Source organism: Novosphingobium endophyticum, assembly GCF_014640675.1.
GTDB lineage: Bacteria > Pseudomonadota > Alphaproteobacteria > Sphingomonadales > Sphingomonadaceae > Novosphingobium > Novosphingobium endophyticum.
Map to the genome: position 1 here is coordinate 1 of NZ_BMHK01000027.1, position 11843 is coordinate 11843.

The window sequence follows — 11843 nt, forward strand, 5'->3', positions numbered from 1 at the left end:
TTCCATCGCGTCCTCGCTAACTCCAGTGCAAACCACGACGTTTGCACTCGCGCTAACTCCAACGGGACCAAAGTCAGGACAAGCCGGCCGCTAACGGAGGCGTACTGCTAACTTCAATGTACCCATCGTGAAAAGGCGAGTGGATTCCTTGCTGCCGAAATCGCAGCCAGAACTTCTTATGGAAGGGCAAGACATGAGGATTCTTCTCGGCCGCAAAGCGGCAGCAGTCGGCAATGAAGTGCGCATCGTCGCGAGCCTTTTCCGTGAGAACTACCAACTTCTTCGGGTCGAACTGGCTGGCATCAAACTTGGAATTGATAGCTGCCGCATCATTTAAGTCGGCCTCTGTGATGTGGGGCATTGTGAAAGATTCACCGACGCCTTCTTGGTAGTGAGCGAGCGCAAGAACGACGATGCTGGACGCCTTAATCTCTGCTCGGCTCTCGCTATTGGCAATACTATTAACGAATGCACCAAGGATCGCGAGCTTCGGATAGGGTAGGCACTTCTCGTCGTGAAAAATACCCGAAGGAGGGTTCTGCACGAATTCGCAGAAGGTCCCGACTATCTTAGCCTCTTCTTTTCTGCGCTGGGCTTCCTTCGCTTGGCGGATAAAGCCATATGTTCTGCCGCTCATCAGACATCTCCTGCTCGATACGTTACAGGCTCGTTCTTGAAAATGCGATAACAACGGCTTTTTTCTGATGGCGGTGGATGACTGTTAAACTGCTGCGCGGGCGAGCCGAGCGAATTGTTGGCGAGGTTGGCGCGAGCCGGGATGGCGTGTTGTAACTTGGTGACCTTTGCTCCTCATGGTACCTCAACGGCAACGACGCGACATGTGGCGAGGCGTAATCGAGGAAGCGAGAATGGCCCGCAATATCTTGGGTTACAACGTGTTTGGGCCCTCTCGTATAATGGTTGATGGGTCATCGTCGAGCACGAGATGAAAGGCTCGGTTCTCCACCGCTGTATCCTGGTCGACGATTTCGCTAATGAGGAAGCCGCCGCCGCCCGAGCCGACGAGTTGCGGTCTGAGATCCAGCAGGAACAATGAGCCGCGTCAATCCCCCATGCCTGTTTCCGCTGGGCCGCAGAAGTGCCCCTAGCTAAGAACAGAGCGGTCGACCGAGGAATCGTACCATGGCGTTGAATGACGTTCTTATCGACGGGATGAAGATCGTAGGCGGCGGTCTTGTCGCCTCGACGGTAACGCTATGGGTGAATGGTCGGCGTTCGGAGAGGGAAGTCACTCGAACGGCGAGAGCTCTAGCCACGCGTCTCGTTCCAATTTTCGAAGCGTATGCCCGGACTTGTGCGGAAATCCGCGGAATTCATCTCGCGTCCGAGCGCGAAGACCCGTACGATTTCTCCGGGGTGCAACATGTGCCCGAGTTGCAAGAGTTGCCTGTAGACGAGCAGGGTTGGCGTGCCATTGACGGTGACTTGGGGGCCCGTGCTCAGACCTTCCATATGCATGTCTATAGCTGCAGGCAATTGGTGAAGGCCACGGCTGAATATGGTGACGCGGACGACATCGAGGTCGCGGTCGAAACGCAAGCTACTGAACTTGGAGCGATGGCTTGGTCGATCGGGTGCGACCTAAGAGATCGGTACGACCTTCCGCCCGCGCCGCCCGATTGGAAATACATGCAGCATTTTCTCGAAGAAGAGGCCCGACTTGCCAAGCAGTTAGAAGAGCGCCGGGCCGAAATGCGCGAACTGAACTCAATACTCGAAGAGGAAGGGATTGAGCCCAACCTCGTATAGAGCGCCTAGAAAGAAGCTCTTACGTCTATGGCGATGTTGAGAATGGGTCGTGAACGTCGTTGCCGATTTTCATGAAACGAAAGGCCGCTTCCCGCCATTCTCGTTCGAAACCGGACTGACCGGACACGGCAACGTTGCGATCGCCGTGCGTGGCCAGCAAGCCGAACGCTGGTGTGTCGGGTATTGGCAAAGAACCTGCCACTGTACACGTCACGAGGGAACGACCGGAAAGTCCCACGAGTTCCGCCAGCAGGCGACTGTGTATCGACGTGCAATCGGTAATGGGCGCCCAATTGGGACCACCGCCGGCCATCTTCGGTCCCTGGCTAACGGTTGCTGGCGAAGAGGCCGAGGATGGAAGCGGCGAAGACGACCGGGATTCGCCGATGCGTTGCACCCAAAGCCTATTATGTCCCGAACTTTGGTCTCAACACCTCGGCACCGTCCCTGAGCTTCACCAGATAGTCCGACCACCATTGCGCCATGCGAACGCGCTCATCCCAATGCGCACCTCGATGATAGGCACCCCGCACCTGATCGCGCTCTCGGTGTGCCAACGACCTTTCGATCGCGTCCGGATGCCACAATCCGCTCTCGTTGAGCAGCGTGCTCGCCATTGCCCTGAACCCGTGGGACGTCATCTCGTCGCTGGTGAACCCGAGGCGACGCAGCCCGACGTTCAACGTGTTTTCGCAGATTGGCTTGAGCCAGGTCTTATTGGCGGGAAAGAGGAAGGTTCCGGGGTTCTCGAGCGAGCGAAGGTACTTGAGTAGAGCCAGCGCCTGGGTCGAAAGAGGCACTGTGTGCATCTGGCGCATCTTCATCCGCTCAGCGGGCACGCGCCAGACGGCGGCATCGAAGTCTATCTCGGGCCATTCCGCTTTTCGCAGTTCACCTGGACGAAGGTAGACATGTGGGATCAGCTGGAGCGCAACTCTCGTTTCCACTTTGCCGCCATAACCGTCGATTGCCCGCAGTAATTCGCCCACCTTTGCCGGTTCCAATATTGCCGCATGATGCTTCACCTTCGGCGTAATAAGGGCGCCGCGCAGGATATCGGCCGGGTTGTGCTGTGCGCGCAAGGTCGCCACCGCGTAGCGAAAAATGCGACCTGCGAAGGAGCGAACGCGCAGGGCGGATTCATGGTGGCCCTTTCGCTCGAGCTTCTGAAGGGCCTTGAGAAGTTCGTGCGCCGTAACCTCCGCAACTGGCCGGTGCCCGATGGCCGGATCCAGAAGGTCCCGGAGCCACCGCGTCTTCTTGAGGGTCGGTGGTGCCTTGCCCTCTCTTTCCATCTTCTCGATGAATTCGTCGGCGACGATCCTGAAGGTCGTGCGAGCCGCGAGTTCCGCTTCGATCTTGGCCTGCAGGCGAACGGCCAGGGGATCTATGCCCTCCGCCAGCTGCTCACGCGCTTCGTCCCGCTTCAGGCGCGCCTCCTTGAGGGAGAGGTCAGGATAGCGTCCCAGCGCCATCTTCTTCTCGATGCCGTGAAAACGAAACTTCACGCGCCAAAGCAGTGAGCCGGATGGGGAAACGAGCAGGTACAGCCCCTTACCATCCGCAACCTTGTAGGCTTTTTCCATGGGTTTAAGGGCGTTTATCTGGATCGTGGTCAGCATTGGGGGCCTCGACTGATAGTTGTCGAAAAGGCCCCCGATTCGGGGCCCCCAAATCATCCGGACGGAGCTGGACGAAGGAGGACGTCACCGGAAAGCCGATGCCAATTATGCCTGATTTTCGGGGTTTTTTCGAGCGAGAAATCGCTTGACAAGGGGGTGTTCTGGTGCCGCTTACAGGACTCGAACCTGTGACCCCCGCATTACGAATGCGATGCTCTACCAACTGAGCTAAAGCGGCTTAACCCTTAGAACCTTCTCACTTCTTGCCTTACGGCACTTCCAGCGCATCCCGCAACAGCTAGCTGGTCCCAACATCACGAATATCGTGCTCTACCAGTTGAACTACCGCGGCGTCCTTGCCGGTCCGGATCGGAGCCGGGTCAGGACAGGGGGCGGCCTTTACCGAGGGGCGCGGGTTCGCGCAAGAGGCTTTGAGCTGACCGCGTGACGCAGCGCTTTGCAGGGCGTCGGGCCGCTGGAATTCTGTTCCGGTCACTGGATCTGAAAACTGCCCGTTCGGCGGGCATCCGTCGCGGGATCGCTCACGCAATGCAGGTGGGACACTATCGGGACGGTCGGTCGAACGATGAGCCGGGAACACGTGCGGGTTGCGGAGCGAGTATGGGAGAGAGGGACACGTCCCTCCCATTCCCGCTCCGCGTTCCCGTCGCCGATCTGCCTTTGGGGCTGAACGGATGACGGGAACGGTCACCTCGTGTGATCTTCAAGCAATGGGCCTGCACTGATGGCGCCTTGAGCGCAACGTACTTGCCCGAATCCCCGCAGCGCGGATAATACTATTGCTCGAGCATTTTGTACACATAAAATGTGGCAACTCCGGAGACCATCGCGCGCATCGGCGAGGGCGGCTCGATTGTCGGTAAGCCGACTTCGGAGGCAGAGCGAGCGGAGGTTAGCTGCCTGCCCGTTCACGCTTATCCCTTGCGAATTTCCGTCAGCTTACGCTCCCAGGCGAGCGCATGTGTGACGATCGTGGGCAGGTCGGCGTACCTGGGCTGCCATGGCAGCGTCGCCTTGATTTTCCGGTTGTCGGAAATGAGCGAATCCGGGTCTCCGGCGCGGCGGCCTTCCATGCGGCGCTCGATCGTGCGGTTGGTTACCCGGTCGACGGCGTCGAGCACCTCGAGCACTGAAAAGCCGCGGCCATAGCCGCAATTCATCGTCAGCGACCGTTCCGGTTGTTCGATCAACGCCTCGAGCGCGAGGACATGGGCATCGGCGAGGTCCGAGACGTGGATGTAGTCGCGCACGCCCGTACCGTCGGGCGTGTCGAAATCGGTGCCGAACACGGCCACGTGCCCGCGCTTGCCGAGCGCGGCTTCGACCGATACCTTGATCAGGTGCGTGGCCCCCGCGGTGGACTGGCCCGTGCGCGCCTGCGGATCGGCTCCGGCGACATTGAAGTAACGCAGCGCGCAGTAGTTGAGCGGATGGGCCCTGGACACGTCTGCCAGCATGATCTCGGTCATCAGCTTGGACATGCCGTAGGGGTTGATCGGTACCTTCGGGCTCTCTTCGCAGACCGGAGAGACTTCGGGGATGCCGTAGGTCGCCGCCGTCGAGCTGAAGATGAAATGCGCCACGCCCGCCTTGACCGCCGCCTCCATCAGCGCGCGGCTCTTGGCCGTGTTGTTGTGGTAGTACTTGAGCGGGTTTTCGACCGATTCCGGCACGATGATCGAGCCGGCGAAATGCATCACCGCCTTCGTGCCCTGTTCGGTGAAGATGCGCGCCAGAAGATCCGCGTCCGCGATGTCTCCTTCGTAGAAGGGAACGCCCTCGGGCACCGCGAAACGAAAGCCGGTGACGAGGTTGTCGATCACCGCGACGGGCCAGCCGGCGTCGAGCAGCGCCAGCACCGCATGGCTGCCGATATAGCCGGCGCCGCCGGTGACGAGGACGGGAACTTTGGTGGTCATGGTCGGGCTGTCCGGTACTGAGGAGCGGGAATGGTCGGGTTCTTGTGAGCCGTCGCAGGCGGGGCCTCTGGCATATGATCAGTGCTGCACAGCGTCAATTCTGACGAAGCGGTGCAGTGCCGGGATAAGGTGCGGCGGCACTTTCTGGCGAAATTGCGATGACTTGGTAAACCGCATCCGGTAGTTCCCCGCATGACGCAACCGCGAACACCTTGATCGGAGCAGGCATGGTTTCGAAATCCCAGACGATCATCGTTACCGGAGCCGCCGGTTTCATCGGCGCGGCGGTGGCCGAGGCACTGATGTCGCGCGGGCACCCGGTGATCGGCATCGATTCGATGAACGACTACTACCCCGTCGCGCTGAAGGAGGCGCGCCGTGACAGGGTCATGGAGCGCTTCGGCAATCTCTTCACGTTCCTGCGTCTCGATTTTTCGGACATGGCCGCGCTCGACGTCGCGCTGGAGCCCCATCGGTTCGATGCCATCGTCCATCTCGGCGCGCAGCCTGGGGTGCGCTATTCGCTGGAGAACCCGCAGGCTTACGTCGCCTCGAACCTTGCCGGGCACGTCAACATGCTGGAGATCGCCCGTGCGCGGCAGGTGGGGCATATGGTCTATGCCAGCTCCAGCTCGGTCTACGGCGGCAACGAGAAGCTGCCTTTCGCGGTGGAGGACCGCGCGGACCATCCCGTCTCGCTCTATGCCGCGACGAAGAAGGCGGACGAGCTGATGAGCGAGACTTACGCGCACCTGTTCCGCATCCCGCTCACCGGCTTGCGCTTCTTCACCGTCTACGGGCCCTGGGGCCGGCCCGACATGGCGATGTGGAAGTTCACCGAACGCATGCTCACCGGCCGCCCGATCGACGTTTACAACCACGGCGAGATGCACCGCGATTTCACTTACATCGACGATATCGTGGGGGGTGTCCTCGCCTGCCTCGATCGCCCGCCGGCGGATGACGGGCAGCAGAAGGCCGGAGGCAGCGTGAAGCCGCACGCGCTCTACAACATCGGCAATCACCGCAGCGAACATCTCATGCGCCTGATCGAAGTGCTGGAAGAGGCCTGCGGTGTGAAGGCCGAACTGAACTTCCTGCCGATGCAGCCGGGAGACGTAACCACTACTTACGCGGATATCGAGGCGCTTACCCGCGATACCGGCTATGTGCCCTCGACGCCGATCGAAGTGGGCGTGCCGCGATTCGTGGACTGGTACCGGGGGTACGCGGGCATTCGCTGAGATTGCGAAACGCCGACATTCACGCTTGCGGGGTCGACGCAGCGAACTTCAGCCGCAGTTGAAGTGCTCGATGATCTTCCCGTCGAGCGGTTCCTTGAAGCGCACGGTCAGGAGGCAGGAATTCCTGCGCATCGCGGTCGCGGCGAAGGGGCCGATGGCGCCTATCCAGAGCGCCACGTCGCCTTCGTCAAGCGGCGCCGGGCTTTCCGCTTCCAGATCGCACCCCAGATCGGCCAGTCCCCAAATCCGTACGCGCGCCGTTTCACGCGCACTGACGCACTCACCGTAGAGAATCACGCTCATTGTTTCACCCGCCGGTTGCCGGCCCTCTTCCAGTGTCATCCAGCCGGCGCCTCGGCGCGGCCGACGGGTTATTGTCCCCGTAATGCCCCTATAATCGCATCAAGTGTCGGAACGGTTTCACGCGGATGGCGATTCCGTGACGGATGCAATTATCCGCGCGACGGATTGCCGGCGATTACGGCACCCGGCTTTCATGCATCGGGATCCCTCGCGCATGCCGGCGCTCAGCTCGAGGCGCGCGAAACCGCTATCGGGGTTGCACGAAAGCAGTGGAGGAATGGTGCAAGCCGGTAATCGCGTCGCTCCATGGAACGACGAAAGGGGGCGGCGTCTAGCTCGCCCCCGTTCCGATTCCGGGTAAATGGACTGACTTGGCAGCGCGAGGTTACTCTTCCCCCATCCGCAGCGCCGCAATGAAGGCCTCCTGCGGGATGCTGACGTTGCCGTACTCGCGCATCCTCGCCTTGCCCTTCTTCTGCTTTTCCAGCAGCTTTTTCTTGCGGGTGATGTCGCCGCCATAGCATTTGGCGGTCACGTCCTTGCGCAGGGCGGCGATGGTCTCGCGGGCGATCACCTTGCCGCCGATCGCGGCCTGGATCGGGATCTTGAACAGGTGGCGCGGGATCAGGTCCTTCAGGCGCTCGCACATGCCACGGCCGCGTTCTTCGGCCACCGAGCGGTGGACGATCATCGAAAGCGCATCCACCGGCTCCCCGTTGACGAGGATGTTCATCTTCACGAGGTCGCCCTCGCGCAGGCCGATCTGCTCGTAGTCGAAGCTGGCATAACCCCGGCTGATCGACTTCAATCGGTCGTAGAAGTCGAACACCACTTCGTTGAGCGGGATCTCGTAGGTCACCTGCGCGCGGCCGCCGACATAGGTGAGGTCCTTCTGGATGCCGCGCCGGTCCTGGCAGAGTTTCAGGATCGCACCGAGGTATTCGTCGGGGGTGTAGATCGTCGCCTTGATCCATGGCTCCTCGATCGACTCGATCCGGTTGGGATCGGGATAGTCGGCCGGGTTGTGCAGCTCGATAGTCTGGGCATCTTCGTTCTTCGAATGTGAGAGCTGGATGCGGTAGACGACGCTGGGCGCGGTCGTGATGAGGTCCAGATCGTATTCGCGGCTGAGGCGTTCCTGGATGATCTCCAGATGCAGCAGGCCGAGGAAACCGCAGCGGAAGCCGAAGCCCAGCGCGGCGCTGGTTTCCATCTCGTAGGTGAAGCTGGCGTCGTTGAGGCGCAGCTTGCCGATCGAATCGCGCAGTTTCTCGAAGTCGTTGGCATCGACCGGGAACAGGCCGCAGAACACCACGGACTGCACTTCCTTGTAGCCTGGTAGCGCCTTGGCCGCGCCGTTCTTCACCGTGGTGATGGTGTCGCCGACCTTGGCTTGTTCCACTTCCTTGATCTGCGCGGTGATGAAGCCGATTTCACCGGGGCCGAGTTCGGGCAGGTCGACGCGCTTGGGGGTGAAGCAGCCGACGCGGTCTATCAGGTGTTCGGTGCCGCCCTGCATGAACTTGACCCGCAGGCCCTTTTTGATCGAGCCGTCCATCACGCGCACCAGGATGACGACGCCGAGATAGGGATCGTACCAGGAATCGACGAGCAGCGCCTTCAGCGGCGCGTTGCGGTCGCCCTGCGGGGCGGGAATGCGCTGGACGATGGCCTCCAGCGTTTCGGCGATGCCGATGCCGGACTTGGCGCTGGTGAGCACCGCCTCGCGGGCGTCGATACCGATGATGTCCTCGATCTCATGGCGGACCTTCTCGGGCTCGGCGGCGGGCAGGTCTATCTTGTTGATGACGGGCACGATCTCGTGGTCGTGCTCGATCGACTGATAGACGTTGGCGAGCGTCTGCGCCTCAACCCCCTGCGCGGCGTCCACGACCAGAAGCGCGCCCTCGCAGGCAGCCAGGCTGCGGCTGACCTCATAGGCGAAGTCGACGTGGCCGGGGGTGTCCATGAGATTCAGCTCATAGGTCTGCCCGTCCTGCGCGGTGTAGTTCAGGCGCACCGTCTGCGCCTTGATGGTGATCCCGCGCTCTTTCTCGATGTCCATGTTGTCAAGGACTTGCGCGGACATCTCGCGTTCGGTGAGGCCACCGGTGAACTGGATCAGCCGGTCGGCAAGCGTCGACTTGCCGTGGTCGATGTGGGCAATGATGCTGAAATTGCGGATCTGCGCGAGGTCTGTCATGAAAGCGCCGTTAGCAGCGCTTTCAAGCGCTGTCAGCCTGCCTTGCGCAGGACGTTCGGTTCGATCGCACTCCGCGCGGGCGCCGGCGGTGTAAACAGGACCGCGCCGGTGTCGTCGACGGCAAGCGGCCTTGCGAACTCCACGCCCAGACGGTCCTCATCGGACCAGCGCGTCTCGGCATCCACCACATAGCCCTCCGCCAGGCGGATGCCGAACCGGGTGCCTACCGGGACGTTCCACAGGCCTTCAATCATCGCGCCATTGCGTGAAATATTGCGGATCGTGCCGTGGTAGCTGTGCGTGTCGTGCTCCACCAGGACCTTGCGCAACATCGTCTGACGCGGCGCCCGAGCCGATCGCGGGCCCTTGGCAACTGCCGTAAGGCCGTCCTCCAGGCGCTGCGAGGCCTCCGCGAAGGTCAGGGCGCGTTCGTAGATGTAGCCTTGCACGTGGCTGCAGCCGAGCACGCGGACCAGGTCGAGTTCATCGAACGTCTCGACTCCCTCGGCGGTCGTCTCCATCCCGATCGCTTCGGCGAGGCTGACGATCGAGGAAATGATTGCGCCGTTGCGGCTGTTCGGGATGGTCGCGCCGCGCACGAAGCCCTGGTCGATCTTGATCTTGTCGAACGGCGCCTTTTTCAGATAGCCGAGCGAGGAATAGCCGGTCCCGAAATCGTCGAGGGCCAGCCGTACGCCGATGCCTTTGAGCGCGCTAAACATCGCTTCGGTCGACTTGTCATCGCCGAGAAAAACGCTCTCGGTGATTTCGAGTTCGAGCCGCGATGGATCGATGCCGGCCGCGGCGATCGCATGGGTCACTATCGCCGGCAGCGCCGGGTTCGCGAACTGCAAGGGCGACACGTTCACTGCAACGCGCACCTGCCCGGGCCAGTGAGCCAGATCCCGGCAGGCGGTGCGCAAGGCCCATTCGCCGATCTGCGCGACAAGTCCGGTTTCCTCGGCGATTGGTATGAACTTGGCGGGCGAGATATAGCCGTGCCTCGGGTGTTTCCAGCGCAGCAAAGCCTCGAAGCCGGTGATCAGCTCGCTCGTTGTATGTACCTGAGGCTGGTAATGAAGCTCCAGCGCGCCCTCGGCAATGGCGTCCCGCAGGTCCTGCTCGATCTGCTGACGCTCCTGCGCGTTGTTGTGCAGGTCATCGTCATAGAAGTGGTGCCGGCCGCGCCCGCTGCCTTTGGCCGCGTAAAGCGCAAGGTCGGCATTGCGGACGATCTCCTCGGAAGTCGTCCCGTCGTCCGGGCAGACCGATATGCCCACCGATGCGCCGATCACGACGCGGCTGCCTTCGATCGAGTAAGGCTGCGACAGGGCGTCGATGATGTGGCGGGCGAGGTGGGCCAGACCCTCGCGCTGCTGATGGCCGGGCAACAGGACCTGGAACTCGTCGCCGCCCAGCCTGCCCACGCGGCCCAAGTTGCCGACGGTCTGCCGCAGCCGATCCGCGACCTGGACGAGCAGGGCATCTCCGGCAGGATGGCCCATCGTGTCGTTCACCTGCTTGAACCGGTCAAGGTCGAGCAGGAACACCGCGCAACTGCGGTCGTCGATGCGCGGCGACGTGAGCAGCTTGTCCAGCCACTCGGCCATCTGGAAGCGGTTGGCCAGCTTGGTCAGCGAATCGAAGCGGGCGAGCTGAGTGGCCCGCTGCTGCGAGCGGCGGGTTTCGGTAAGGTCGCTGCCCGACCCGCGAAAGCCCATGAAATTGTTGAACTGATCAAGGACGGGACGCCCCGTGATCGACCACCAGCGTTCGTCTTCTTCGCCCGTCGCGGCGCGAACCGTGAGATCCTGAAATGACGAGCGCGTGGAGAGATGGAAGACGAGCGTGCGTTCGCTTTCCTGCTGTTGGCTCTTGAGGAGGAACAGGCTGGTGAAAGGCTTGCCGGCGAGTTCGTCCGGGGTCTTGCGCAAAAGCCCGCCGATGCGCGGCGAAACGTAGGTGATGGTACCGCGCCGATCGGTTTCCCAGAACCATCCCTGCCCGGTTTGCTCGTATTCGCGGAGTAGCTCTTCGGCTCTTCGCTGTTCCTTCTCGCGCTCGGCTCTCCGGTCGGCCTCGGCCTTGGACAGACGGCTCTGGCGGATAGCGAGGGAGCAGCCAATGCACGCACCCAGGAAAAGAAGGATGGACGCTTCGAACGTGCCGTAGACGAACGTGCCGCTGCTCCACAGCCCGATCGTCGCGCCGAAGATCGACGTCGTGCGGCCGTCGAGCAGCGCCGTCGCTACCAGCATAAGGATGACGTAGGCGTTGACCAGCAGTCCCAGGTCGACGCCTCCCGGGCGCAACGACCACAACAGCATGGCAAGCCCGAAAAGCGCCATCGGCAAGGCGATCGCCACGAGCATCAGGGGATAGCGTAGCCAGCTTTCATGATGGAGTTTCTGCTCGATCTGCGCGAACAGCGGCGAAGCGAGGCAGAGCAGGACCGCCGCCGAAGCAGCGAGCCAGGAAGCTCCCCCGGGCTGAGCGCCCGACAGCGTTCCCAGAATCACCATCAGGACGATCATCGAGGGGGCCATCAGCTCCCATCGGGCGGCGATGAAGAAGTGCAGCGGATCGCTTGTCGGCCGGCCCGAGCGGAAGAACGCGAATTTGTCGCGTAGCGTTTCCCGGGGCGGTGACTTGCCGGCGCGAACGGCGGCCGCCCGAGGTTGCGACTGTCGTGGAAGAAACCCCTTGGTTGCCATGGGCCACCTATGGCGGTGGGCCCATTTCCAAACGGTTAAACCAACCT

General features: G+C 61.7%; 8 protein-coding genes and 1 tRNA gene. 2 read left to right on the forward strand and 7 right to left on the reverse strand.

What is annotated here, in order from left to right; all coding sequences use genetic code 11:
* Positions 1-73 precede the first annotated feature (73 nt).
* Positions 74-637: a hypothetical protein gene (locus IEX32_RS15765; RefSeq protein ID WP_188772509.1), complete on the reverse strand. Its 564-nt coding sequence runs from the start codon at positions 635-637 to the stop codon at positions 74-76.
* Positions 638-1143: 506 nt separating this feature from the next.
* On the opposite strand from IEX32_RS15765, the gene IEX32_RS15770 reads away from it, so the two are divergent.
* Positions 1144-1770 (forward strand): hypothetical protein, encoded by a 627-nt coding sequence (locus IEX32_RS15770; RefSeq protein WP_188772510.1) that lies wholly within the window; start codon positions 1144-1146, stop codon positions 1768-1770.
* A gap of 407 nt (positions 1771-2177) precedes the next feature.
* Here the strand turns inward: IEX32_RS15770 and IEX32_RS15775 are convergent, their stop codons facing one another.
* From IEX32_RS15775 to galE, 3 genes are all read right to left on the reverse strand, one after another.
* The gene (locus tag IEX32_RS15775; protein ID WP_188772511.1) at positions 2178-3392 is read right to left on the reverse strand and encodes a tyrosine-type recombinase/integrase; all 1215 of its coding nucleotides are present in this window, start codon (positions 3390-3392) and stop codon (positions 2178-2180) included.
* Between the two features lie 162 nt (positions 3393-3554).
* Positions 3555-3630: transfer RNA gene (locus IEX32_RS15780), tRNA-Thr, on the reverse strand.
* Positions 3631-4327: 697 nt separating this feature from the next.
* Entirely contained in the window at positions 4328-5332 is a 1005-nt protein-coding gene (gene galE, locus IEX32_RS15785; RefSeq protein WP_188772512.1) for a UDP-glucose 4-epimerase GalE, read from the reverse strand.
* A gap of 227 nt (positions 5333-5559) precedes the next feature.
* Between galE and IEX32_RS15790 the strand changes: the two genes are divergently transcribed.
* Positions 5560-6576, forward strand: a complete 1017-nt coding sequence (locus IEX32_RS15790) for an NAD-dependent epimerase/dehydratase family protein (RefSeq protein ID WP_188772513.1) — start codon at positions 5560-5562, stop codon at positions 6574-6576.
* 48 nt (positions 6577-6624) lie between these two features.
* Here IEX32_RS15790 and IEX32_RS15795 read toward each other — a convergent pair whose 3' ends face one another.
* From IEX32_RS15795 to IEX32_RS15805, 3 genes are all read right to left on the reverse strand, one after another.
* Positions 6625-6918, reverse strand: a complete 294-nt coding sequence (locus tag IEX32_RS15795) for a hypothetical protein (RefSeq protein ID WP_229736413.1) — start codon at positions 6916-6918, stop codon at positions 6625-6627.
* Positions 6919-7264: 346 nt separating this feature from the next.
* Entirely contained in the window at positions 7265-9082 is a 1818-nt protein-coding gene (gene lepA, locus IEX32_RS15800) for a translation elongation factor 4 (RefSeq protein ID WP_188772515.1), read from the reverse strand.
* A gap of 32 nt (positions 9083-9114) precedes the next feature.
* Entirely contained in the window at positions 9115-11796 is a 2682-nt protein-coding gene (locus IEX32_RS15805) for an EAL domain-containing protein (RefSeq protein WP_188772516.1), read from the reverse strand.
* Positions 11797-11843 lie beyond the last annotated feature (47 nt).

Bases quoted from the DNA above. Each gene is read 5' to 3' on its own strand.
- IEX32_RS15765 (WP_188772509.1), bottom strand. From the start codon at position 637: ATGAGCGGCAGAACATATGGCTTTATCCGCCAAGCGAAGGAAGCCCAG.
- IEX32_RS15770 (WP_188772510.1), top strand. From the start codon at position 1,144: ATGGCGTTGAATGACGTTCTTATCGACGGGATGAAGATCGTAGGCGGC.
- IEX32_RS15775 (WP_188772511.1), bottom strand. From the start codon at position 3,392: ATGCTGACCACGATCCAGATAAACGCCCTTAAACCCATGGAAAAAGCC.
- galE (WP_188772512.1), bottom strand. From the start codon at position 5,332: ATGACCACCAAAGTTCCCGTCCTCGTCACCGGCGGCGCCGGCTATATC.
- IEX32_RS15790 (WP_188772513.1), top strand. From the start codon at position 5,560: ATGGTTTCGAAATCCCAGACGATCATCGTTACCGGAGCCGCCGGTTTC.
- IEX32_RS15795 (WP_229736413.1), bottom strand. From the start codon at position 6,918: ATGACACTGGAAGAGGGCCGGCAACCGGCGGGTGAAACAATGAGCGTG.
- lepA (WP_188772515.1), bottom strand. From the start codon at position 9,082: ATGACAGACCTCGCGCAGATCCGCAATTTCAGCATCATTGCCCACATC.
- IEX32_RS15805 (WP_188772516.1), bottom strand. From the start codon at position 11,796: ATGGCAACCAAGGGGTTTCTTCCACGACAGTCGCAACCTCGGGCGGCC.